Here is a 23,691-nt window from a genome sequence, read left to right on the forward strand (position 1 = left end):
GTAAATCGTATGGAACACTACATTTCAAACGAAGTCCTTCTGCTTGAGCAACTAACAGCTATTATAGAAGGCGATACACAACTGAAACTCTCAGAAGAAGCGGTAATTAATATCGAAACTTGTCACCGTTTTCTCAGTGATTATCTCCAAAAAGACCCCAAAGCTCTGAACAATCTTTCGGTAGACTCTATGTCCCTCTTGCGCCATTATGCTTGTGGCATAGGTGAGCGCATTCCTAACGAGATTGTTAAGCTGATGCTTTTCCTGAAAATACAATCCTTCTCCTACGGCTATAGTGGGGTACGATTAGCTTTGGTACAACGTCTCATCGACTTTTATAATCAGGGGGTCTTCCCTGTAGTTTATTCCAAAGATATCCCCGATGAACGCATTGCCTTAGCACACCTTGCCTTGCCTCTGTTTGGTGAAGGCGAAGTGTGCATACAGCACAAAGTCTATTCGGCTCAAGAGTTAGAAGGCAAATACGGTTGGCAACCTCTATCGTCAGAAGGACGCGAAGCCGATGCCCTGCTGAATGGTACCCAGCTCACCACCGCTTATGGCATCTACAACCTTAGCAAATCGCTCAAACTTATTCAGTGGGCTGATTTTGTAGCATCGGTTTCCACACAAGTATTTGGAGGCAACCTCTCGGCATTCTCGGAAACAATGCAAGTGGTACGTCCGCACAAAGGACTTGTAGAAACTGCCGAGCACCTTCGTATGCTTCTGAAAGACAGTGTCCTCTCTGAGCACCCACAAGCCTTCTCGTCTATGCCCGAAGCTTTTTGCTCTATCCCTCAAATACACGGAGCCGTCCGAGAGTCGATTGCGGCTATTCGTAAGGTAATTAAAACCGAGATGAACTCAGTTACCGATAACCCTATTCTCTTCCCCGAAACTCAAGAAGTTATATTCGGAGGTAATTCACATACTCTGCCTCTCTCATTGGCAATGGACTTTTTAGCGATTACCCTCACTAGCTTGGGCAATATCAGCGAGCGACGCGTGTTCTACCTGCTTTCTAATATCGGTAAAGAGATAGAAACTGAAATAGATTATCCTATTTTCCAACGAATTATTGAAGGAATATTGAACGAAAACCGTCGTCTTTCCACTCCTGCAAGCATCGAGAGTCCAATTTTATTTGAAAAAACAATAGACATTAAAGGAATGGGTGGTAGTTCGGCTATTAAATGCGAGCAAGTAGTGAAGAATATAGAAGAAATATTGGCTATTGAACTCATTTTGGCTACTTCACTGTGGAAAAAGAAACAATTTGAGCATCATTCAGCTTTATTTAAGGAATATCTCTCTTTTATGGCAGAAGAGGAAGTAACTACTCTCAAGAAGCAAATAGAACACACAATAAGGTTTTTTGAGATGAACAATGAATAATTGATAATTAATTCATATCTTTGGGGCAAAATTGTTCAATTTTAATTGTTAAAAAGTTATGCTGAAATTACAAACTGTTCTTTCTTTAGTATTATCGATGTTTATCTTTCATATATTTGCACAAGACGAAAAACCTAATAACTTGACGATATTTGTAGGCACTTATACCGAAGGAGGCAATTCTAAAGGTATTTATACCTATCGTTTTAATCAGGAGAATGGAACTTTCGAACTGCTGAGCAGTGCCACCGCAGCCAATCCTTCTTTCTTGACGTTATCCCCCGATGGGAAACATCTGTACGCAGTAAGCGAATATAACAACGGGCGACAAGGAGCTTATTCGTTTGATTTGAGTCAAGATAAAGCGCATTTGAGTTATCCCGTTTTTCAATCTACCGTCCCTAAGGAGAGTTCTAAGGAAGAGCTGAAACAGGCGGGTGCTGACCCTTGTCATATTGTTACTGACGGGAACTATGTAATTACGGCTAATTATACAGGGGGCGACATCAGTGTTTTCCCGCTAGATGCAGAAGGTAAATTAAAAGCAGAGACACAGCATATTGCTTTTGTAGGAAAGACACCCAAGCGCGTGGCACATATCCACTGCATTATTCCCACCCCTGATAAAAAGTATATATTAGCAACTGATTTGGGCAACGACCGCGTGTATCGCTTTCGTTACAACAAAAAAGCACGTAAAAACGTTAAGGTACTCACCGCTCAGCGAGTAGCTTATGAGATGAGCGACGGACAAGGACCTCGTCATCTTACGTTTAGTAAAGATGGTCGTTTTGCTTTTTTGATAGGCGAATTGAGCGGAGAGTGTGTAGTGCTCGGCTATCACAAGGGTAAACTGAAAGAAGTGCAACGCTTAATGGCTGATGAAGGCGGCGGACGAGGCAGTGCCGATATACATATCAGTCCGGATGGGCGTTTCTTATATACCTCACACCGATTAAAGAAAGACGGCATTGCTATCTTTGCTATCGACCCTAAGAAGGGTACTCTCACGAAAGTAGGATACCAATTCACAGGTATTCACCCTCGCAATTTTGCTATTACTCCCAATGGTAAATTTCTTTTAGTAGCTTGCCGAGATGATAATAAGATACAAGTGTTTCGGCGCAATGAAGTAACAGGTGAGCTCACCGATACGTCGCTTAATATCAGTGTAAATAAACCTACCTGTGTGGTATTTGCATTTTAAAGTCCTCACCCCCGTTCTCACTTACCCAGCTGTGAGCCCTCGCCGGCTCCTCCCAAGGAGAGGGAGGGCAATCCATAAAAGTGATTTTTTAACAGGAAAATAACTTATATTTCCGTTGTGGCGTTTGTAAAATTGAACTAAAATCAGTACTTTTGTCACACTATTAATTATCAATTGTTTATGACCGACTTAGAAATCGCCCAAAAGGCACAGATGCTCCCTATCAGAGAGGTAGCTAAAAAATTAAACATCAGTGAGGACGACCTCGACCCTTACGGGAAATACAAGGCTAAACTACCGTTGCACCTCATCGACGCTGAGAAGATGAAAAACAGTAAGTTGGTGCTCGTTACGGCTATTACCCCTACCCCTGCGGGTGAGGGCAAGACCACGGTGAGTATTGGTCTGACGGAAGGACTTAACAAAATAGGCAAAAAAGCGATTGCCGTATTGCGTGAACCGTCGTTAGGGCCTGTTTTTGGTATCAAAGGAGGGGCAGCTGGTGGAGGATTCTCACAAGTGGTACCTATGGAGGACATCAACTTGCATTTTACAGGCGACTTTTCGGCTATTGAGAAGGCTAATAACCTATTGGCAGCTGTCATTGATAATAATATTCAAAGTAAAACACACTCTATTGGCATTGACCCACGCACCGTAGTTTGGAAGCGCGTGATGGATATGAACGACCGTGCGCTACGCCATATAGTGGTAGGGTTAGGTGGCACTACTCACGGTGTACCCCGCGAAGACGGTTTTAACATCACTCCTGCTTCTGAGATTATGGCGATACTATGTCTTGCCGAAAGTTTTTCTGACCTGAAAAAACGCATTGGTAATATCTATGTAGGCAAGAAGTTTGACGGTACCCCCGTATTTGCCCGCGACTTGAAGGTAGTAGGGGCAATGGCGCTTTTGCTCAAAGAAGCAATTAAACCAAACTTAGTGCAAACCTTGGAGAATAACCCTGCGCTCCTACACGGAGGCCCGTTTGCCAGCATTGCCCAAGGTACGAACACTGTTTTGGCTACCAAAATGGGACTATCGTTAGGTGACTACGTGATTACCGAAGCAGGTTTTGGCGCTGACCTTGGGGCTGAGAAATTCCTCAATATCAAATGTACTTCAGCAGGATTAGCTCCCGATGCAGTGGTGATTGTAGCAACTATCCGCGCCTTGCGTCATCACGGAGGGGCTAAAAAAGAAGAGTACAACACTCCTTCCTTGCAAAAAGTGAAACTCGGTATTGCCAATTTGGAAAAACACATCGAGAATGTGCAACTTTTTGGTCTCAAAGCAGTGGTAGCGATTAACTATTTCCCTAACGATAGTGAAGAAGAGATAGCCTATGTAAAAGAAGTATGTGCTCAAAAAGGGGTAGAAGCTATTGTAAGTAAAGGGTTTAGTGAAGGAGGTAAAGGTACCGAGGAACTTGCTCGCGCTGTCGTGGCTATAGCCCAAAGTGGTGAGAGTCATTTTAGTCCGCTATACAGCAATGAAGCGAGTATAGAAGAAAAAATAACAGCAGTAGCTACTAAGATTTACGGAGCGAGCAAAGTGAATTACAACAGTAAAGCCGTAAGTCAGTTGAAGCAAATCAAAACATTAGGCTTTGATAAAATGCCTATTTGTATAGTGAAGACGCCTAAATCGCTCAGTGATGACGAGAAGAAACTCGCTCGTCCTACCGATTTTGAGGTAACCGTGCGAGAGTTTGAGTTTGCCTCAGGGGCGGGCTTTGTAATCCCAATTTTGGGTGATACTGTGCGTATGCCGGGTCTCCCTAGTGTGCCTGCCGCCGAAGGTATGGATATAGATGACGAAGGAGTTATCACAGGACTCTCTTAATAAGGTAAAAGGTAAAAGGTAAAAAGAGCCTATTGTAGCTCATACTACACTTAAAACGGATAATTGATACCGAAGTTGAACACGGTTTCTTTAATTCTGAATTTCTTTATCCAGCGGTTGCTCATTTCTTCGGCAGGGTCATATGTAGGTATACCCATATCGAGGCGAATTACAAAGAAGTTGAAGTCGTAACGCAACCCAAATCCGGTACTTAACCCCACATCTTTTAATGAAGAAAGGTCTTTAAACTTATATTCATCAAAACGAGTATTATCGGCTACGTTCCAGATATTTCCCACATCGGTGAAGAGGGCGCCTTTGAGTGCCCCTAAGATAGGGAAACGATATTCGAGATTGAGCGTAATCTTCATATTGGCTTCGTTGTAATCTAAAATCGAACCACTTGAACCAGGTCCTAAACGATAGGCTTTAAAACCACGGTTATCGGTAGTACCTCCGGCAAAGTAGCTTTGTGAAAACGGAATATTATCGGAGTTGCCATAAGGGATAGCTATCCCTAAGAAGGAACGGAATGCTAATGAACTCTGTTTGGCTATGGGGAAGTGCTTGATAAAATCGACTTCAGCTTTGGCATATTGAGCGTATTCTACCCCAAAAATCTTATTCTTAGTACTACCTTCGGTATTGACCACTTTGTAAGTAGCTGTCAAAGCATTGAGCAAACTCCCCGCTCCTTCTATCTTGAAACGCAATTGTGAGAAGTTGCGTTCAAAAAACTGTGATTTGCTATTGATGATATAAGTAAAACTACTTGATACAATAAAGTCATTATTTGTAATACGACGATAGCGTTCAGAAATAGCATATATAGGCAAAATATCTTCACCTTGAACTACCAAATTCCTTTCGAATACATCATTTATAAAGTTAAAAGTCCCCTCAGTAGGGGTAAGATTGCCTTTGTCGTCTACATATCGGCTACCTAAACTGTATTTTTTGGCAATATCGTTCAGCCTTTCATAAGTACTTTGGTAAATATTGAAGAAATTACCTGGGTTGATATTGTTTACGTATTGTACGTTTATCAAATCGAAAATGACTTTGTTCTTCTGCTTACGCGGATTCCATACATAGCGCAACAAACCCGAAGTGGTACGCTTGTCGAGCCCTATATTTGTTTGGTAGCTCATACCCGTTTGCAAGATAGTTTGTGGGGTCATATAATAGGGGATGAGCTTGCGCGTATTCAGCGGGAAAACGATAGAAGGAAAGATGAAACGTATATCGCCACTGACTTCTGAGGTATTGAAAAAGCGTGTATCTTTAAGCGTAGGTTGCGAGGCAAAAGTACCTTGCAAGTTCAGTTCTAAGGTTTCTGCTCCACGAAAGACATTGCGTGCTGCAAACGAAGTTCCTACCCCAAAACCTATCGCCTCAATCTCAGAACGCTTTACCTCATTGGTAAGTCGCAATGAAAACTTATCTAAGGACGAAAGGTAGATATTGGCATCGAGTTTGTTTTGCAAGGTGTCATTGGTAGCGTATTTGAAGTCCATATTTGGGTAGCGGAAGACGCGCAGGTTGTTGAACTGTCGGTAGGTATTTCCGCGCTCTAAATCGGAGTAGATTTGTCCTTTTTTGAGGCTTGTAGCGTGATACAACACCCGTGGACGATAACGCAACTTGTCCTTGTAATAAATAATCATATTGCGATACTCCAAAGAATCTAAAGAGCTTTTATCTACCTTGTTGTCGTAATCGGTATACAGACGTACTTTATTGATGTAGTGCATCTTATACTTCTTGGCGGTAATCACATCGCCATCGCGTTCTATAAGGTCGCCTATATCAGTAGTTACTTGCAGTTTGTTGTCTTTTTGAGCTGTAACCGTATCGCGCTCGATTTGGAAGTTGATGGAGCTTTGCTGAAAGGTATAAAAACCGTTGTTGCGAAAGAGTTCGTAGAGGCGTGAACGTTCATTGCTAAAATCGGTAAGCTGGTAAGGGGCTCCTGATTTTAAAAACGTTTTTGCCTTGTTCTGCTGGTAAACTGAATCTATTTCAGGAGAAGTGATATGCGTCTTTAAGCTATCGATATAATAGCGCTCGCCGGTAGTGATATAATAGCCCACTTTGGCTTGTTGTTTTTCTTCATTAGGGAGAATGAAGATGCTATCAGTTACTTTGTTATTGAAATAGCCTATACTTCTGAAATAAGCTCCCAACTGCTTGGTGGATTTGTGTACGCGTGCTGTATCTAATACCGATGGGGCTTCGCCTATCTTCTGTAACTGGTGATCGATGCCTGAAACGAAAAACGACTTCTGTAAGCGACCTACTTGTTTTTTAGAGAGAAAACCATCTAAAAACCTATGCCAACGAGGGTGTGTATCGAGCCATTGGACAAAATCCTTTTCGGCATTAGGGTTTCCTAAATTATAGATATATAGACTGATAGGCATTCCTAAAACATACGAATTGGGCTTTTGTAATACAAAATTGTTTATCTTTGCATCGTCGGTCTTAGTGCCATTCACATATACGAGGTTTTCACGGAGCAAATGGCGGTCGTTAGGGACACGCTTGGTAGCATCGCACGAAAAGAGAGCAATGGCTAACACGAATAACAGACTGATAACGCTTAGTTGGGAAAGAGATTTTCTCACAAGTTTTTGTTTTTAGGGCTCAAAAATACACAATTATTTTATGCTTAGCAAAAATCAAGTAAAATTAATTCAGAAATTACAACAGAAGAAATACCGCAATGAGCTGAATCTCTTTATAGTAGAGGGGAAAAAGAGCATTGTGGAATTTCTGCAAGCGGGTTACCGTTTAGAGTTACTTATCGCTACCGAAGTGTTCGCCACAGCGCTGAACGGTCAGCCTATTACCTTAGTGAGCAAAGAGGAACTGCGGAAGGTGAGTAGCCTCAAAAATCCCGATGAGGGCTTGGCGATTTTCCACCAACGCCAACATAAGGGCATCTTGCAAGAGGGTGTAATCCTCGCCTTAGACAATGTGCAAGACCCTGGTAATTTGGGTACGCTTATCCGCCTCTGCGATTGGTTTGGTATCGAAACGCTTATCTGCAATAGCCAAACGGTGGATTGCTACAACCCGAAAGTAGTGCAAGCCTCTATGGGTTCTCTCACAAGGGTTGCCGTACATTACGTGGATTTAGCAGGCTTCTTGGCAACTTGTACGCTACCATTATACGCAATGGACTTGGACGGTGAGAACCTCTACACTACCGAATTTCCCGAAGATTGTGTGCTAATCTTAGGCAACGAAGCTAACGGTATTAGCCCCGAAGTACGCGCCTTGACTGATGGCATTATCACCATTCCGCGTTTTGGCAAACTGCAACAGACGGAAAGTTTAAATGTGGCAATGGCGGGAGCGATAGTGGTGAGCCAGGTAAGGAAATTAGAAAATGAGAAAATGAGAGAATGAGGAAATTGGCAAATTGGGCGCGAGTTACAAGCTTGAACTAGCAGAGGGATTGTTAGTTTATTCAACTTTGGCAAAGTTTAAAACTTTGCCAAAGTTTGAGATGAAAAAGCGATGTGTTGGGAGGGGTTGGAGGATTCGGAAGATAACGGAAAAGTTCGGAAGAGGAGAGGGAGAAATTTTGGTGAAAAAAGGCTGTAAGGAGGGTATGGTTAGCTTATAGAGAGCTTATAGGAAGCTTATACGAATCTTGGACGATTAGTATAGAAAGGGTATATAAGTAATTGATTTATACCGTAATATAACAACGCTAAAAATGTTAAAAACAGGGTTTCGAGGCGAAAGAAAAGGAATAGGCAATAGGCCTTAGGCCATAGGCACTAGGGAGGTAACATTCCCCTTTACACATACTCAGCTATCGCTGGCTACCTTCAAAGGGGGAATGAGGAGAGGGGCATTGGGGGGCTTCTGTCAAATTGTCACCTTTTTAGCCTTTGGCAAATTATTTGCTACCTACTAACGAAATAAACTAAAAATGAATCATTATGATTACCGAAGATATTAAAAACGATGACTTAGAACTTGAACAAGAGGCAACTGATAACACTCCTTCGGAAGAAGTTGAAGAACCTACTTCTGTTGAAGAGCCCGAAGAGCCCGTTAAAGAAACTTCAGAAGACCTTCTTGCAAAAGAGAAGGACAAGTTTTTGCGTTTGTTTGCTGAGTTCGAAAACTATAAGAAGCGCACTGCGAAGGAACGTGCAGAGCTCTTTAAAACTGCTGGACAAGACATTTTGTCAGCCTTGTTACCTATAATAGACGATTTTGACCGTGCTTTGGTAGAATTGGCTAAATCGGGTGATGAACATACTCTTAAAGGGGTAGAACTCATCTATAATAAACTAATAAACACTCTCAAATCAAAAGGATTAGAGAAAATAGAAGTTGCCCCTAACGATACTTTTGACAGTGAACATCACGATGCAGTTACCCAAATTCCTGCTCCTACTCCTGAAGACAAAGGCAAAATTGTAGATGTTGTGCAAACAGGCTACAAATTAGGCGATAAAGTAATACGTTTCCCTAAAGTAGTGGTAGCACAATAAGGAGGAAGGAATGAAGAAAGATTACTACGAAATATTAGAAGTACAAAAAACGGCTACCGCTGCTGAAATAAAAAAAGCGTATCGGAAGCAAGCCTTGAAATATCACCCAGACAAGAACCCTGGTGACAAACAAGCTGAAGAGAACTTTAAATTGGCTGCCGAAGCCTATGAAGTGCTCAGCGATGATAACAAACGCGCCCAATACGACCGCTTTGGTCACGCTGCCTTTGAAGGGGGTATGGGTGGCGGAGGCTTCTCGATGGACGATATATTCAGTCAGTTTGGAGATATTTTTGGTGGGCATTTCTCGGGCTTTAGTGGTTTTAGTGGTTTCGGAGGAGGAGGCGGTCAGCAACAAGTGTACGTAAAAGGAGAAAACTTGCGTATACGGGTGAAAGTTACGCTTGAAGATATTGTAAAAGGCACTGAGAAGAAAGTAAAAGTACGCCGTAAAGTAAAAGCTGAAGATACTACCTATAAAACTTGTCCTACTTGTCACGGACGTGGACAGGTAGTACGCCAAATGAATACGATGTTAGGCGTAATGCAAACGGCTACTACTTGTACTGCTTGTGGAGGCTCGGGCGAAGTGATTGACAAACGTGGTGCTGACAGCGATTCGCAAGGATTAAAAACCATAGAGGAGACTATTCCTATCACAATTCCTGCAGGAGTGATAGATGGTATTCAGTTAAAGATAAACAACAAGGGTAATGAAGCGCCTACGAAGAATGGTGTAGCGGGTGATTTGCTTGTGCTCATCGAAGAACAAGAACACGAAACCTTAAAACGCGAAGGCGACAACTTGCATTACGACCTTTATATTAGTTTTCCTGAAGCGGTTTTAGGTGCTTCTAAAGAGATTGAAACGGTTACAGGAAAGGTGCGCATTAAACTAGACGAGGGAATACAGTCAGGGAAGATATTGCGCTTGCGTGGTAAAGGTGTACCTAACTTGCAAGGACGGGGTGCTGGTGACCTTATCATTCACGTGAATGTATGGACGCCTAAAAAGCTCACCGACAAGCAAAAAGCCTTCTTTAAGGAAATGCAAGAAGACGAGAACTTCGCTCCTAAACCCGACAAGAACGAGAAATCGTTTTTTGAGAAAGTAAAAGAAATGTTTTCATAGGTTATTATTTTACTTAATAAACAAAGAGAGACTGCCAAGAAGGTGGTCTCTTTTTTGTTAGGTAAAAGGTGGGAGCCTGAGTTAGAGGAATGAGGCTGTGCCTCAGAAATTAAACAAAATTTAAACAAAATCAAGGCTGTGCCTTGTAAAATGGGGAGGCGTTTAGTCGCGTACTTTCGGAGAAAATCGGAAAAGTTGAGGAAAGGAGGTAAAAGAGAAAAGGCAAAGACAGTAATAGATAGTATGTATGTGAAATGATATGAAAGAAATATTACTATTATTTATATTGAGGAAAAGTTGTACTTTTGTATTTTAGTAATAGAGTCAAATCGGGCAGGGTGAACGATTCAGAAGGGTTTGTCTTTGGCGAACTAATTATATGTGAGCGAATTGTCTTTTGCCCTTACGATGACTAAAAACTAACGAACTATGTTAAAAGATATATTGAACTTTAGGAGAGCGGTGCGTTATTATGCGCCTACACCCATAAGTGAGGAGAAGGTGCGCGAATGTCTTAAACTCGCCACACTGGCACCTACCAGCTCTAATATGCAGTTGTACGAGCTCTACCACATCACTGATAAGGCTTTGTTAGAGAAATTAGCACACGCCTGCCTCGACCAGCGTACGGCTACCACGGCACAACAAATGGTGGTATTCGTTACTCGTCAGGACAAACACCGCACCCACGCTCGTGCTATCTTGGAGTTTGAGCGTGGCAATGTACAGCGGAACAGTCCGCCCGAAAGGCAAGCCAAACGCATTAAAGATAAAGAGGCGTATTACAGTAAGCTGATGCCTTTTGTGTATAGTAGATTTTTTGGGTTGCTAGGGCTCTTCCGCAAAGCGTTTGGGGTGGTTACCAGTTGGTTTCGCCCTATGATGCAACAGCTCTCGGAAGGCGATATTCGCGTAAGTGTACACAAAAGCTGTGGACTCGTAGCACAGACCTTTATGCTAGCAATGGCAGAGGAGGGTTATGATACTTGTCCGTTAGAGGGTTACGATAGCAGGCGCATTAAGAAGTTATTACACTTGCCTTGCGGAGCAGAAGTGAATATGGTGATTACTTGTGGACTTCGTGAACAGCGCGGTATCTGGGGCGAAAGGTTTAGATTGCCGTTTGAGGAAGTGTACAGACATAATGATTAATGGTTAATGAATAATGATTAGATACTAATAACTATTTAATAATTCAAATATATGAAACTTAGGAACATAATTTTTACTTTTTTAGTTGCTATTAACTTGGTAAATGCCAAAACAGAGCCTGTAACTATTCAGGGAGCTGTAGGAACACTTCGCGGAGTGGTAACCACTCCTGATACTGTGAAAAAGTCTCAGAAAATCCCTACTGTGATTATCTTTCACGCACTGACTAGCAATAAAGACAAAAAGCTATATGCTACTTTGGCAGATAGCTTAGCGACACACGGTATTGCCTCAGTACGCTTTGACTTTAACGCACACGGCGAAAGTGACGGAGATTTTAAGAAAATGTCGTTAGATAATGAGTTAGAAGATGCACGGCGCATAATGGCATTTACTAAAAGACTCTCTTTCGTAGGTAAGATAGGCTTGATAGGACACTCGCAAGGAGGGGCTATAGCGATGCTTTTGAGTGCAGAATTAGGGAAGAAAAACGTTAAAGCATTAGGCTTGTTAGCACCTGCTTCTACAATTCACGACATACTATCACAAGGGGTACTATTCGATGCCACTTTCGACCCATTGAATGTACCTGAGGAACTTTCCTTTTTTGGAGGGAAGGTAACTGTGGGGAAGGACTATATCCTCTCAGCACAACGGTGCAAACTCATTCAGAAAGCGAGAGCATATAAAGGCAATGTATTGGTAATTCACGGTACGGGCGATAGAATGCTCTCTTATACTTACAGTGAAAATCTGCCTTATTTCTATAAACATTGTAAAGTAAGTCTCATTGAAAAGGGAGACCATTTGTTTACGTCGAAAGAAGCGCAAGCAGCAGAGATGATGACACAATTTATGCTGAAAAACTTAAAATGATTAGTAAATGTGCTAACAACCGATTGGCTAATTAAAAAAATATTCGTATCTTTGCACTTTAACTAACAACCTTAATAAAAATGTATCCAATAAAATTTAAACCCATCCTCAAAGAACGCCTTTGGGGAGGTACTAAACTAAAAACATTATTCAACAAACCTATTGAAAGCGATATTACAGGCGAAAGCTGGGAAGTATCAGGCGTACCTGGCGATATCTCAGTAGTAGCGAACGGAGCTCTTAAAGGTAAAAGTCTCCAAGAACTCATCGATTTATACCCTAATGAACTATTAGGCAAACACGTGCACGAGCGTTTTGGTCACGATTTCCCTATTCTTATTAAGTTTATAGATGCACGCGAAGACCTCTCTATACAAGTGCACCCTAATGATAAATTGGCAAAAGAACGCCACAACTCTTTTGGTAAAACCGAAATGTGGTATGTACTTCACGCCGATGCAGGAGCTGAACTGATTGTAGGCTTCAACAAAACAGTAACCAAAGAGGAGTATCAACAGCATCTTGACAAAGGTACACTTACTGATATTCTCAACTACGAAAAAGTGAAAGACGGCGATACTTTTTTCATCAATACGGGCAAAGTACACGCTATAGGTAAGGGAATTATTATTGCTGAAATACAACAAACCAGCGACATCACCTACCGCGTGTACGACTTCAACCGTCGCGATAAAAATGGTAACCTACGCGAACTCCACACTGAACTCGCTCTCGATGCCATCGACTATGAGAAGAAAGACGACTTTAAAGTACAGTACTCTCAAAAAGCTAATGAGGTGAACAAAGTGGTGAATTGCCCTTATTTTATTACCAACTTGCTACCGCTTACCGCAAGCTATGAAAAACAACTTTCACAAGACGATTCTTTCCATATCTATATGTGCGTAAAAGGCGAAGGAATGATAGGTGATGATACTACCCACTTGCCTATCAAGCAAGGTGAAACAGTGCTTTTCCCTGCTTCTTGCCACAAATTAGAGGTAAAAACCAAAGGAATGGATTTATTAGAAGTATATATTTAGACAACTAAAAACTAAAAATATGTTATATCGTTCAAGAATTAAGGGATTAGGATTTTACGTCCCTGAAAACGTAGTTACTAATGACGACCTATCCAAACTAATGGATACCAGCGATGAATGGATTCAAGAGCGCACCGGTATTCAGCAACGTCGTCACGCACTAAAAGGTAGTGATACTACTACCTCAATGGGTGTAAAAGCAAGTTTGAAAGCTATTGAAGCCGCTAAAATCAATAAAGAAGAAATCGACTTTATTGTATTTGCAACCCTCAGTCCCGACTTCTATTTCCCTGGTTGCGGAGTATTGGTACAAAAAGAATTGGGTTTGCCTACTGTGGGAGCTCTTGATATTCGCAACCAATGTTCGGGCTTTATCTATGCCCTTTCAGTAGCCGACCAGTATATCAAAACGGGTATGTACAAAAATATCCTTGTGATAGGTGCTGAAACCCAATCGCCCGCGCTGGATATGACCACTCGTGGTCGCAATATGGCAGTGCTCTTTGGCGATGGAGCAGGTGCTGCTATCGTTTCTCGCTCCGATAACTCCGAACGCGGTATTCTCTCTACTCACTTGCACAGCCAAGGCGAACACGCCGAACAATTAGCAATGATTACCCCAGGGGTAGGCACCAAATGGGTAACCGAATTATTGGCAGAAAACGACCCTAATGATGTGAGTTATTACCCTAATATGAACGGTCAGTTTGTATTTAAAAATGCTGTGGTTCGCTTTACGGAAGTGATAGAAGAGGGATTGAAAAGCAATGGTCTTTCTCACAAAGATATTAATATGTTGATTCCTCACCAAGCTAATTTGCGTATATCACAGTTTGTACAACACCAATTCAAACTCACCGATGAACAAATATTCAACAATATAATGAAGTACGGTAACACTACCGCAGCTTCTATACCTATCGCCCTTACCGAAGCAGTTCAACAAGGCAAAATCAAGGACGGAGACCTGGTAGTACTTGCTGCCTTTGGTAGTGGCTTTACTTGGGCAAGTGCTATCATCCATTGGTAGACTATAGCGTGGCAGGCAGTCACAGTGTGACATAGAATAAAAAGGCTGTTGAACAGATAAGTTTGTTCGACAGCCTTTTTTATATGTACAAATTACTGGTGTACGCCACAGTAACGATTTATCATTGAGTACTAAGCATTATAATAAGTTCTTTGCGGAGGTCAGCTTCTGTGAGGTTATTAGTAGCTCCTAATCCTTTGCTTTTTAGGTCTATTTCGCGCAAAGCAGCTATGATGGCGCTTACGCGCTTCATTGGGTAATGTTGAGCTCCTGAACGAAGGTCTTTGATACCAAAGATAGGTACTTTTAGGGTCGCCATTACATTCTTTTCACTTTGGTCGGTAAGACCGTGAAAGCCTAAGAGCTGTTGGAAATAACCGTAAAGCACCGTGAGTGTCATCACCAAAGGGTTATCTTTAGGATTATCGGCGAAGTATTTCAAAATACGCGTTATCTTGTACATATCGTGAACTGCAATAGCACTCTTGAGTTCATAATTATTAAACTCCTTGCTAATCCCTATATTCTTCTCTATAATATCAGGCGTTACTTCTGTATTTTCGGGGACGATGAGCACCAATTTGTTTACCTCGTTTTGTATCCTACTCAGGTCGGTACCCAAGAAATCTACTAACATCTGTATTGCTTTAGGCTGAATGCTGAGATGTTTCTTCTTCAACACATCAGGTAACCACGTAGCTATCTGATTCTCGTAGAGTTTTTTGCTTTCCAAGAGCACGCAATCCTTATTCTTTTGCAAGGTTTTCAGCAATTTCTTGCGAGCGTCTAACTTCTCGTATTTGTAACAGAACACCAATACGGTCGTAGGCGTAGGGTTTTCTACATAAGGCACGAGTTGGTCGATAGTGCTTTTGAGGTTTTGTGCCTCTTTTACGATAATCACTTGGTGGTCGCTCATCATCGGGAACCGACGTGCATAGTCGATAATAGTCGGCACGCTCACGTCTTGACCATAGAGCACTATCTGGTCAAATCCCTTTTGGTCTTCTTGTAATACGTGGTCTTCAATGTAATCAGAAACGATATCTATGAAATAAGATTCTTCCCCCATCAGGAAGTAGATAGGGGCTATAATTCCTTTTTTTATGTTAGCTACAATAGTTTTTACTTCATTCATAGTGCAAAAATACAAAAAATATTCTACTTTTGCAGTATGGAAGCTCTAAATTTCAAAAACTACTCTTTTCGCCTGAAAAAAGCTGACGATAAGCTGTGGATATTCGACCTCATTCGTCGCAAGTACGTGGTACTACAACCCGAAGAATGGGTGCGCCAACACGTAGTACATTTCCTCATAGAAGAAAAAGGTTATCCAAAATCGCTTATCAATGTCGAGAAAAAGCTCTCTGTAAACGGACTCACTAAGCGTTACGACGTGGTAGTCTATTCCAAAAAAGGAGTAGTGCTCTTGGTAGTGGAATGCAAAGCGCCTAGCGTGACTATCAGCCAACAAACATTCGACCAGATTGCACGCTATAACCTCAGCCTCAATGCCCAATACCTAATGGTCACTAACGGCATTACTCATTATTATTGCCAAACAGACTATAACCAATACAAATATATATTCTTAGCAGACCTTCCTCATTATAACGACCTCACACTATGACTCTCGCCATCGTAATACTCAACTGGAACGGCAAAACACTGTTGCAACAATTCCTCCCCTCGGTAGTACAATATACTTCCGAAGGGCAAATCTATGTGATTGACAATGCTTCTACCGACGATTCCGTCGCTTTTCTACGCTCACACTTCCCCGAAGTAACTATCCTAGAAAACCCTACTAATAGTGGGTATGCAGGGGGGTATAATCACGCTTTACAACACATTGAAGCTGATATCTACTGTTTGCTCAACTCCGATGTACGAGTAACCGAAGGCTGGCTCACTCCCATCTTGCGCACTTTTGAAGACGAACGCATTGCCGTAGTACAACCCAAGATAAAAGATGAAAAACGCCTCTCTTATTTCGAGTACGCAGGAGCAGCTGGGGGCTTTATCGACAAGTACGGGTTTCCGTATTGCAGGGGGAGAGTATTTGAGCGCGTAGAAGAAGATAAAGGTCAGTACAACACCCCTTCCCCCTTCCCTATCTTCTGGGCATCGGGGGCGTGCTTTTTTATTCGCGCAGAAATATTCCACCTATTAGGTGGCTTCGACGAAGATTTCTTCGCACATCAAGAAGAAGTCGACTTGTGTTGGCGGGTACATCACCTCGGCAAGCAGGTAGTGTATTGCGCCGAGAGTACCGTTTATCACGTGGGAGGGGCAACACTCACGACTACCAACCCTAAGAAAACCTACCTCAACTTCCGCAACAGTCTTTTTATGTTACTGAAAAACCTCCCTTCCAAAAGCCTTTACACTACGCTCTTCCTTCGTATGGTGTTGGACGGTATTGCAGGAGTGCGTTTCCTTTTGCAGGGCAAACCCTGCTTTTTGTGGGCGATTGTGAAGGCACATCTTCATTTCTATAAAAGATTTCACTTCTTTAAAAAGAAGCGACCTTCTCAGCTTATCACTGATTATTACCAAAAGAAATCCATTGTGTGGGAACACTTTGTTGTAGGCGATAGATAAATAGAAGTCTGCTTGATATATAACAATTATCTTTTCTGTCACACTTCCCTCCTAGTGCCTACGACCTAAGACCTATCACCTATTTCTCTTTCTTTCGCCTCGAAACCCCGTTTTTAACATTTTTAGCGTTGTTACATTACGGTATAAATCAATTACTTATACACCCTTTCTATACCAATCGTCCAAGATTCGTATAAGCTTCCTATAAGCTCTCTATAAGCTAACCCCACCCTCTTTACACCCCTTTTTCATCAAAACTCCTCTTAACCTTCTTTTGAATTTCTCCGTTATCTTCCGAATCCTCCAACCCCTTCTCTGACCTGTCCGACCCGTCCGAAAAGTTCGACTTGTCTATTCCCTTTGGTGGTATTATTGGCATTTCTGGTATTATTGGTATTATTGGCATTTACCCCATTTTCTAATCTGTTAATTCTCTCATTTCCTAATTCTCTCATTCTCTCATTTTCTAATTTTCTCATTTTCAAATTTGCTAATTTACTAATTGTTTTATACTTTTGCACCTGAAAACAACTTCACTATTATGAAAAGAAAAACCGTTCTCATTATTTTAGCCGTTATATTGCTAATTATCATTTTGATTATTGGTAAAAAAGCAGGTTGGTTTGGCGAAGAAAATTCTGCCATAAACGTCGAAACTCAAAAAGTAATTCCTACAACAATCATCCAAAAAGTGTCGGCTACAGGAAAAATACAACCCGAATTAGAAATCAAGATATCGTCGGAAGTATCAGGCGAAATTATAGAACTCCCTGTAAAAGAAGGGCAAATGGTAAAAAAAGGCGACCTTTTGGTGCGCATCAACCCCGATATTTACCAATCGGTAGTGAAGCGTAGTGCTGCAAGTTTAGAAACCGTACGCGCCAGCTTACAACAGTCCAGCGCTACCCTCAAAGAAGCCGAAGAGAGCTATAAGCGCAACAAAGTGTTGTTCGATAAGGGCGTAATCTCAAAATCCGATTGGGACAAAGCTGTTTCAGCCTACGAGGTAGCCAAAGCCTCTCGCGAGTCAGCTCGTTTTAATGTACAGAGTGCAATGGCAAGTGTTTCCGAAGCCCAAGACAACCTCAAAAAAACAATTATTTATTCACCTACCGATGGCACTATTTCTAAGCTCAGCGTAGAGTTAGGCGAGCGCGTGGTAGGTACAATGCAAATGACGGGTACCGAGATTATGCGTGTAGCAAATCTTCATAATATGGAAGTGGAAGTAGATGTAAATGAGAACGATATCGTAAAAATAAGTGTAGGCGACTCGGTGAATGTCGAAGTAGATGCTTACCTAAAACGCGTGTTCAAAGGTACCGTTACCAATATCGCCAATACCGCCAATACCACCACTAGCGCAGACCAAGTAACGAACTTCAAAGTCAAGATACACATCGAAGAAGCATCGTATAAAGACCTCTCAGAAAACAAACCGGTTGGCTATTCACCCTTCCGTCCAGGTATGACCGCAACGGTAGATATTATCACCCAAACCAAAAAAGACGTAGTTGCAGTACCTATCAGTGCCATTATTGTAAGGAAGAAATCTGAAATCGACCCTAAAACCCCTAAGGAAGAAGCCGACAAAAAGCAGGAAGCGGTGTTTGTGCTCAAAGACGGTAAAGCCGAACTCCGTGCGGTAAATACCGGCATTCAAGACAATGTGAATATCGAAATCCTTTCAGGTGTAGCTAAAGATGAAGAGATTATCACAGGACCTTATAATGTGATATCTAAGACTCTTAAGAATAATGAAAAAGTTAACAAATTAGCAAATTAGTAAATTAGAAGGAACAGAAGAATATCAAAAACTATCTGACGAAGAGAAAGAAGAAATATTTAAAATAGCAAAATATGAACGTGAAGCAAATCCTAACAATCTTTGTAATTAGTCTTCTAATATTTCTTAGTAGTTGCAATTCTATGAAAAGGCAAATAGATCCTTATCAAGAGAAAATGGGCAAGAAAGGCGATGATTACTCATTGTCTTATTATAAAAGTAAAAGGGCGTCGGTTAAAAGTATTTTAAATATTAAAATTTTTGAAGGAGACGGCTCTTTGTCAACTAGTAATTTGTATTTACATATTAATGGACTGCCTATTATTTCAAATTATAAAGAAGCTAATTTTTATCTTCTTCCTAATAGAAAATACGATGTGCAAGTCACTACTTTTTCAGGGTATAAAGGTGTGTATATAAATAATATAAAGATGAAAGAGAAAGATTCGGTAGTGCTAAATGTATATCTGAAAGAACCTGCTCTAATATTTTGTGAGTAGCACAAAATGAAGAAAGGCTATACACGCCGTGACAAATTAGCAAATTATTTTGTATAATAAATAAAAAGTATTACTTTTGCGCAAAATTTATAAAATTCTATTAGTTTATGTATTGGACGTTAGAACTTGCATCTTATTTAAGTGATGCTCCTTGGCCTGCTACTAAAGACGAGCTTATTGATTATGCTATCCGTACAGGCGCTCCTATGGAAGTGGTGGAAAACCTTCAAGAAATAGAAGACGAAGGTGATATGTATGAATCTATCGACGAAATCTGGCCTGATTACCCGTCGGAAGAAGATTACCTATGGAATGAAGATGAATATTAAAAACAAAAATAAAAAGTCTCTCTGAGGAGACTTTTTTTAATTTGCAAATCAGCAAAGTAGCAGATTAGCAAATCAATATAGTGACAAATTGTCAGTTCTCGCCTTTTGGTATATTTATTGACAATTTTACCGTATGAACTTTGTCAATCGCAAACTTTGCCAAAGTTTGAAACTTTGGCAAAGTTAAAATATGACTTGTGCTACGACCTTTGGCAAAGTTAATCATTAATCATTAATCATTAATCATTATAATGAGTATTATCAATTCCCTTATTAAAATTTTCGTTGGCGATAAAGCCAAAAACGACCTAAAAGCAATCCAACCTATCGTTGAAAAAATAAAAACTTACGCCTCTCAGTTAGAAAATATCTCTAATGATGAGTTGCGTGCAAAAACTATTGAGTTCAAACAAAGAATAAAAGACGCTCGCGCCGAGTTCGATAATAAAATAGCCGAACTCGAAGCCCAAGCAAACGCTACCGACGATATCGACGCTAAAGAAGACCTCTATACCGAAATAGATAAACTCAACGGCGAAGCCTATCAAGTCTCCGAAAAGGTATTGAACGAGATTCTTCCCGAAGCCTTCGCAACAATGAAGGAAACTACCCGTCGTTTTGCTAATAACGAAACTATTACCGTAACTGCTACCGAGCACGACCGCGAACTATCGGCTACCCACGATTATGTAACGATTGAGGGTGATAAAGCCGTGTGGAAAAACCACTGGGACGCCGCTGGTAAAGATGTTACTTGGGATATGGTACACTACGATGTACAGCTCATTGGAGGTATTGCTCTTCACCAAGGTAAGATTGCCGAAATGCAAACAGGGGAAGGTAAAACCCTTGTGGCTACCTTGCCAGTCTACCTCAATGCCCTAACGGGGAATGGAGTGCACCTCGTAACCGTGAACGACTATTTGGCACGCCGAGATAGTGCTTGGATGGGACCTTTATTTGAGTTCCACGGTTTGCGTGTGGATTGTATCGACAATCACCAACCTAACTCCGAAGCGCGTCGTCGTGCTTACAATGCCGATATTACCTACGGAACTAACAACGAATTTGGTTTCGACTACCTCCGCGACAATATGGCGCACACTCCCGAAGATTTGGTGCAACGCGCTCACAACTATGCTATTGTCGATGAGGTCGATTCTGTATTAATAGACGATGCTCGTACACCGCTCATCATCTCAGGTCCTACCCCTAAAGGCGAATTGCACGAGTTCAACGAACTGAAACCTTTAGTAGAAAATTTGGTAAACAAACAGCGTACTTACCTCACCAAAGTATTAGCCGATGCCCGCAAACTCATTGCCGAAGGAGATACCAAAGAAGGTGGATTCCAACTCTTGCGCGTGTATCGTGGTTTGCCTAAAAACAAAGCGCTCATCAAGTTCCTCAGCGAAGAAGGGGTAAAACAACTGCTCCAAAAAACTGAAAATTACTATATGCAGGATAACAATCGCGAAATGCCAAAGGTAGATGCCGAATTGTACTTCGTGATTGATGAGAAAAACAACCAAATCGAGCTTACCGATAAAGGGTTTGCTGATATTGCCTACGATGGTGATAAAGATTTCTTTGTTTTACCTGATATTGGGGTAGAAATTGCCAATATCGAGAACCAAGGTCTTCCTATTGAAGAAGAAGCTAAACTAAAAGATAAATTATTCCAAGATTTTAGCGTAAAAAGCGAACGCATTCACACACTTAACCAATTGCTCAAAGCCTATACCCTTTTTGAAAAAGATGTAGAGTATGTAGTAATTGATAACAAAGTGCTCATCGTCGATGAACAAACAGGTCGTATTATGGACGGTCGTCGTTATTCCGATGGTTTGCACCAAGCGATTGAAGCTAAAGAGAATGTGAAAATTGAGGCTGCTACCCAAACCTACGCGACTATTACCTTGCAAAACTACTTCCGTATGTATAGCAAGTTAGCGGGTATGACGGGTACTGCTATCACCGAAGCGGGTGAGTTCTGGGAAATCTATAAACTCGATGTAATGGAAATCCCTACGAACCGTCCTATTGCTCGTAAAGACCACAACGACCTTATCTATAAAACCAAACGCGAGAAATACAACGCCGTAATCGATGAGGTAGTAAAACTTTCCGAAGCTGGTCGCCCAGTGTTGATTGGTACTACTTCTGTGGAAGTATCTGAACTCCTCAGCCGTATGCTTACAATGCGCAAGGTAAAACACAATGTGTTGAATGCGAAATTACATAAAAAAGAAGCTGAAATCGTAGCCGAAGCCGGACATAGTGGTGTGGTAACCATCGCAACCAATATGGCGGGACGTGGTACCGACATCAAGTTAACCCCCGAAGTAAAAGCTGCAGGAGGTTTGGCAATTATAGGTACCGAGCGCCACGACTCTCGTCGTGTCGATCGTCAGTTGCGCGGTCGTTCTGGTCGTCAAGGTGACCCTGGTAGCTCACTCTTCTTCGTTTCTCTCGAAGATAACCTAATGCGCCTCTTCGGTTCTGAACGTATCGCCCGATTAATGGACAGCTTAGGTCATAAAGAAGGTGATGTAATTCAGCACTCTATGATGACCAAACGCATCGAGGCAGCTCAGAAAAAAGTAGAAGAAAACAACTTCGGTATGCGTAAACATCTGTTAGAGTACGACGACGTAATGAACGCACAACGCAAGCAAATTTATAAACGCCGTCGCCACGCTCTTGAAGGTGAACGCCTAAAAGTGGATTTGGCAAATATGATATTTGATACTTGCGAGAATATAGTAGAGAGCAACAAAGGTGGAAATAACTACAAGAATTTCACTTTCGAGCTCATCAAATATTTCTCACTGAAAACACAAATTTCAGAAGCCGAATTTGCTAAACAATCGCCAAACGACCTTACTTTCACCTTGTATCACGAAGCGCTCAAACACTATCAGGAAAAAGCTGAACGCAGTGCCGCTCAAGCCTTCCCAGTGATTAAAGAGGTATACGAAAATCCTAATAATACTTACGAGCGCATCGTCGTGCCTTTCACCGATGGCGAAAAGATGCTCAACATCGTAACCGACCTCAAAGAGGCGTACGAAACCCAAGGTAAGAAACTTGTAAGCGATTTCGAGAAGAATATTACGCTTGGCATCATCGACGAGGAATGGAAAACGCATCTCCGTCGTATGGACGAACTCAAACAATCTGTACAATTAGCGGTACACGAACAGAAAGACCCGCTACTTATTTATAAGTTTGAAGCCTATCAGTTGTTCAAAGCTATGGTCGATAAGGTAAACAAAGAGATTATCTCTTTCTTGTTCAAAGCCGAATTGCCTACTCAAAATCCACCCGTACAGGAAGCCCACGCGCCACAACGCACTCGTGAACGCTATCAAACCAATAAGGAAGAAGCCCTCAACAGCGATGAGATGGCACAACGCGCCCGTGAAGTAGGGCAACAAGCCTCACAGCGCCGTTCGGTAGTAGAGACCATCGTACGCGAACAACCTAAAATTGGTCGTAACGACAAGGTAGTAATCCAAAACATCCGCACCGGTGAACGCAAAGAGCTCAAGTTCAAACAAGCTGACCCCCTAATAAACAGCGGAGAATGGATTTTAGTATCCAATAAATAGATCACTAAGGTAATGGACAACCAAATGAACAACCAAATAGGAATGTTGCTAAGCTCTGGCATATTCTTTCTGTTTGCGCTTGTATTCTTGGTCACTGCTGAGATTAACAAAAGAATTACCGAAAAGAACAAAAAACTATATCAAGGGAAAGCACAAGGAGAGGTATTAGAAATTGTCAAATCAGGCAGTCAAGGTGTAGGAGGTATTGGTTTTAATAATAGGACTTATGTAGTCTATAAGTATACTGTAGGAGAAAATACTTATATTGTAAAACCTCTTGTTCTGAACTCAAACGCCCCTATAAATTTGAAATATGCTAATTCGGCTCATACTTTTTGTGTAACCTATTTTGGGGCTCATAGTGGTAGCCGTCAAACCAATTATCGAGCAGGCGAGAGTATTACAGTAGCTTATTTGCCCGAAACTCCCAGTGAACACCAAATAGTAGACGATAAAGATAAAACGTTTTTTTATAAGGGGTTTCGCATAGCAAGATTCGCAATAATGTCCATTGCAATAATTTTCTTGATTGTTTCCTTTTTTATAAAAAAATAAGCAGAAACACAATATAAATTATTTATTATATCATACTTTGCCAAAGTTTCCTGTCCGTGTGGCTCGCACCTTTGGCAAAGTTTTTTCTTCTTAATTGTCA

General features: G+C 41.5%; 20 protein-coding genes. 17 read left to right on the forward strand and 3 right to left on the reverse strand.

All coding sequences use genetic code 11. From position 1 onward, the window contains the following. Positions 1-9: 9 nt before the first annotated feature. The 3 genes from HMPREF1321_RS07230 to HMPREF1321_RS07240 all read left to right on the forward strand — a co-directional run bounded on the left by HMPREF1321_RS07230 (position 10) and on the right by HMPREF1321_RS07240 (position 4,453). Positions 10-1,398 carry an aromatic amino acid ammonia-lyase gene (locus HMPREF1321_RS07230; RefSeq protein ID WP_009422017.1) on the forward strand — a complete coding sequence of 463 codons (1,389 nt, stop codon included), beginning with the start codon at positions 10-12 and terminating at the stop codon, positions 1,396-1,398. A gap of 58 nt (positions 1,399-1,456) precedes the next feature. Then, positions 1,457-2,605, forward strand: coding sequence for a lactonase family protein (locus tag HMPREF1321_RS07235; protein WP_009422025.1), 1,149 nt, complete (start codon positions 1,457-1,459; stop codon positions 2,603-2,605). Positions 2,606-2,785: 180 nt separating this feature from the next. Beyond that, complete coding sequence (locus HMPREF1321_RS07240; RefSeq protein ID WP_009422026.1) at positions 2,786-4,453, forward strand: formate--tetrahydrofolate ligase; 1,668 nt, start codon at positions 2,786-2,788, stop codon at positions 4,451-4,453. 50 nt (positions 4,454-4,503) lie between these two features. Here the strand turns inward: HMPREF1321_RS07240 and HMPREF1321_RS07245 are convergent, their stop codons facing one another. Further along, positions 4,504-7,080, reverse strand: coding sequence for a BamA/TamA family outer membrane protein (locus HMPREF1321_RS07245; protein WP_009422004.1), 2,577 nt, complete (start codon positions 7,078-7,080; stop codon positions 4,504-4,506). Between the two features lie 40 nt (positions 7,081-7,120). Here HMPREF1321_RS07245 and HMPREF1321_RS07250 point away from each other — a divergent pair, with 40 nt between their 5' ends. The 7 genes from HMPREF1321_RS07250 (at position 7,121) to HMPREF1321_RS07285 (ending at position 14,203) form a co-directional block, all read left to right on the forward strand. Next, on the forward strand, positions 7,121-7,867 hold the full coding sequence (locus HMPREF1321_RS07250; protein ID WP_009422018.1) for a TrmH family RNA methyltransferase: 747 nt from the start codon (positions 7,121-7,123) through the stop codon (positions 7,865-7,867). Between the two features lie 542 nt (positions 7,868-8,409). Continuing rightward, entirely contained in the window at positions 8,410-8,970 is a 561-nt protein-coding gene (locus HMPREF1321_RS07260; protein WP_009422002.1) for a nucleotide exchange factor GrpE, read from the forward strand. A 10-nt stretch (positions 8,971-8,980) separates the two neighbouring features. Next, the gene (gene dnaJ / locus HMPREF1321_RS07265) at positions 8,981-10,102 is read left to right on the forward strand and encodes a molecular chaperone DnaJ (RefSeq protein ID WP_009422030.1); all 1,122 of its coding nucleotides are present in this window, start codon (positions 8,981-8,983) and stop codon (positions 10,100-10,102) included. 429 nt (positions 10,103-10,531) lie between these two features. Next, positions 10,532-11,254: a nitroreductase family protein gene (locus HMPREF1321_RS07270; RefSeq protein WP_009421990.1), complete on the forward strand. Its 723-nt coding sequence runs from the start codon at positions 10,532-10,534 to the stop codon at positions 11,252-11,254. Positions 11,255-11,305: 51 nt separating this feature from the next. Then, positions 11,306-12,130 carry an alpha/beta hydrolase gene (locus HMPREF1321_RS07275; RefSeq protein ID WP_009422011.1) on the forward strand — a complete coding sequence of 275 codons (825 nt, stop codon included), beginning with the start codon at positions 11,306-11,308 and terminating at the stop codon, positions 12,128-12,130. Positions 12,131-12,210: 80 nt separating this feature from the next. Next, the gene (locus tag HMPREF1321_RS07280; RefSeq protein ID WP_009422000.1) at positions 12,211-13,173 is read left to right on the forward strand and encodes a type I phosphomannose isomerase catalytic subunit; all 963 of its coding nucleotides are present in this window, start codon (positions 12,211-12,213) and stop codon (positions 13,171-13,173) included. A gap of 19 nt (positions 13,174-13,192) precedes the next feature. After that, positions 13,193-14,203, forward strand: coding sequence for a 3-oxoacyl-ACP synthase III family protein (locus tag HMPREF1321_RS07285; RefSeq protein WP_009422021.1), 1,011 nt, complete (start codon positions 13,193-13,195; stop codon positions 14,201-14,203). A gap of 121 nt (positions 14,204-14,324) precedes the next feature. Here HMPREF1321_RS07285 and holA read toward each other — a convergent pair whose 3' ends face one another. Continuing rightward, entirely contained in the window at positions 14,325-15,341 is a 1,017-nt protein-coding gene (gene holA, locus HMPREF1321_RS07290) for a DNA polymerase III subunit delta (protein ID WP_009422005.1), read from the reverse strand. Between the two features lie 36 nt (positions 15,342-15,377). Between holA and HMPREF1321_RS07295 the strand changes: the two genes are divergently transcribed. Continuing rightward, the gene (locus HMPREF1321_RS07295) at positions 15,378-15,833 is read left to right on the forward strand and encodes a type I restriction enzyme HsdR N-terminal domain-containing protein (protein ID WP_009422014.1); all 456 of its coding nucleotides are present in this window, start codon (positions 15,378-15,380) and stop codon (positions 15,831-15,833) included. Then, positions 15,830-16,807 (forward strand): glycosyltransferase family 2 protein, encoded by a 978-nt coding sequence (locus tag HMPREF1321_RS07300; protein ID WP_009421987.1) that lies wholly within the window; start codon positions 15,830-15,832, stop codon positions 16,805-16,807. The genes HMPREF1321_RS07295 and HMPREF1321_RS07300 overlap by 4 nt, the downstream gene beginning before the upstream one ends. A gap of 287 nt (positions 16,808-17,094) precedes the next feature. Here HMPREF1321_RS07300 and HMPREF1321_RS11875 read toward each other — a convergent pair whose 3' ends face one another. Continuing rightward, the gene (locus tag HMPREF1321_RS11875) at positions 17,095-17,286 is read right to left on the reverse strand and encodes a hypothetical protein (RefSeq protein WP_157461800.1); all 192 of its coding nucleotides are present in this window, start codon (positions 17,284-17,286) and stop codon (positions 17,095-17,097) included. A 62-nt stretch (positions 17,287-17,348) separates the two neighbouring features. Here HMPREF1321_RS11875 and HMPREF1321_RS07310 point away from each other — a divergent pair, with 62 nt between their 5' ends. The 5 genes from HMPREF1321_RS07310 to HMPREF1321_RS07330 all read left to right on the forward strand — a co-directional run bounded on the left by HMPREF1321_RS07310 (position 17,349) and on the right by HMPREF1321_RS07330 (position 23,591). Further along, a complete protein-coding gene (locus HMPREF1321_RS07310; RefSeq protein ID WP_034575868.1) occupies positions 17,349-18,593 on the forward strand; it encodes an efflux RND transporter periplasmic adaptor subunit in 1,245 nt (414 codons plus the stop codon). 143 nt (positions 18,594-18,736) lie between these two features. After that, entirely contained in the window at positions 18,737-19,093 is a 357-nt protein-coding gene (locus HMPREF1321_RS07315) for a hypothetical protein (protein ID WP_232205438.1), read from the forward strand. A gap of 107 nt (positions 19,094-19,200) precedes the next feature. Next, the gene (locus HMPREF1321_RS07320) at positions 19,201-19,422 is read left to right on the forward strand and encodes a DUF2795 domain-containing protein (RefSeq protein WP_002673751.1); all 222 of its coding nucleotides are present in this window, start codon (positions 19,201-19,203) and stop codon (positions 19,420-19,422) included. Positions 19,423-19,673: 251 nt separating this feature from the next. Further along, on the forward strand, positions 19,674-23,036 hold the full coding sequence (gene secA, locus HMPREF1321_RS07325; RefSeq protein WP_009422027.1) for a preprotein translocase subunit SecA: 3,363 nt from the start codon (positions 19,674-19,676) through the stop codon (positions 23,034-23,036). Positions 23,037-23,048: 12 nt separating this feature from the next. Next, entirely contained in the window at positions 23,049-23,591 is a 543-nt protein-coding gene (locus HMPREF1321_RS07330) for a DUF3592 domain-containing protein (protein ID WP_009421993.1), read from the forward strand. Positions 23,592-23,691: the final 100 nt, after the last annotated feature.

The organism is Capnocytophaga sp. oral taxon 412 str. F0487 (genome assembly GCF_000271925.1).
Lineage (GTDB): Bacteria > Bacteroidota > Bacteroidia > Flavobacteriales > Flavobacteriaceae > Capnocytophaga > Capnocytophaga ochracea.

Excerpts from the sequence above, each read along its gene's own strand:
- HMPREF1321_RS07320 (WP_002673751.1), top strand. The coding sequence starts at position 19,201 with ATGTATTGGACGTTAGAACTTGCATCTTATTTAAGTGATGCTCCTTGG.
- HMPREF1321_RS07300 (WP_009421987.1), top strand. The coding sequence starts at position 15,830 with ATGACTCTCGCCATCGTAATACTCAACTGGAACGGCAAAACACTGTTG.
- HMPREF1321_RS07285 (WP_009422021.1), top strand. The coding sequence starts at position 13,193 with ATGTTATATCGTTCAAGAATTAAGGGATTAGGATTTTACGTCCCTGAA.
- HMPREF1321_RS07330 (WP_009421993.1), top strand. The coding sequence starts at position 23,049 with ATGGACAACCAAATGAACAACCAAATAGGAATGTTGCTAAGCTCTGGC.
- secA (WP_009422027.1), top strand. The coding sequence starts at position 19,674 with ATGAGTATTATCAATTCCCTTATTAAAATTTTCGTTGGCGATAAAGCC.
- HMPREF1321_RS07270 (WP_009421990.1), top strand. The coding sequence starts at position 10,532 with ATGTTAAAAGATATATTGAACTTTAGGAGAGCGGTGCGTTATTATGCG.
- HMPREF1321_RS07230 (WP_009422017.1), top strand. The coding sequence starts at position 10 with ATGGAACACTACATTTCAAACGAAGTCCTTCTGCTTGAGCAACTAACA.
- HMPREF1321_RS07315 (WP_232205438.1), top strand. The coding sequence starts at position 18,737 with ATGAAAAGGCAAATAGATCCTTATCAAGAGAAAATGGGCAAGAAAGGC.
- dnaJ (WP_009422030.1), top strand. The coding sequence starts at position 8,981 with ATGAAGAAAGATTACTACGAAATATTAGAAGTACAAAAAACGGCTACC.
- HMPREF1321_RS07235 (WP_009422025.1), top strand. The coding sequence starts at position 1,457 with ATGCTGAAATTACAAACTGTTCTTTCTTTAGTATTATCGATGTTTATC.
- HMPREF1321_RS07310 (WP_034575868.1), top strand. The coding sequence starts at position 17,349 with ATGAAAAGAAAAACCGTTCTCATTATTTTAGCCGTTATATTGCTAATT.
- HMPREF1321_RS07250 (WP_009422018.1), top strand. The coding sequence starts at position 7,121 with ATGCTTAGCAAAAATCAAGTAAAATTAATTCAGAAATTACAACAGAAG.
- holA (WP_009422005.1), bottom strand. The coding sequence starts at position 15,341 with ATGAATGAAGTAAAAACTATTGTAGCTAACATAAAAAAAGGAATTATA.
- HMPREF1321_RS07280 (WP_009422000.1), top strand. The coding sequence starts at position 12,211 with ATGTATCCAATAAAATTTAAACCCATCCTCAAAGAACGCCTTTGGGGA.
- HMPREF1321_RS07260 (WP_009422002.1), top strand. The coding sequence starts at position 8,410 with ATGATTACCGAAGATATTAAAAACGATGACTTAGAACTTGAACAAGAG.
- HMPREF1321_RS11875 (WP_157461800.1), bottom strand. The coding sequence starts at position 17,286 with ATGAGAAAATTAGAAAATGAGAGAATGAGAGAATTAGGAAATGAGAGA.
- HMPREF1321_RS07295 (WP_009422014.1), top strand. The coding sequence starts at position 15,378 with ATGGAAGCTCTAAATTTCAAAAACTACTCTTTTCGCCTGAAAAAAGCT.
- HMPREF1321_RS07240 (WP_009422026.1), top strand. The coding sequence starts at position 2,786 with ATGACCGACTTAGAAATCGCCCAAAAGGCACAGATGCTCCCTATCAGA.
- HMPREF1321_RS07275 (WP_009422011.1), top strand. The coding sequence starts at position 11,306 with ATGAAACTTAGGAACATAATTTTTACTTTTTTAGTTGCTATTAACTTG.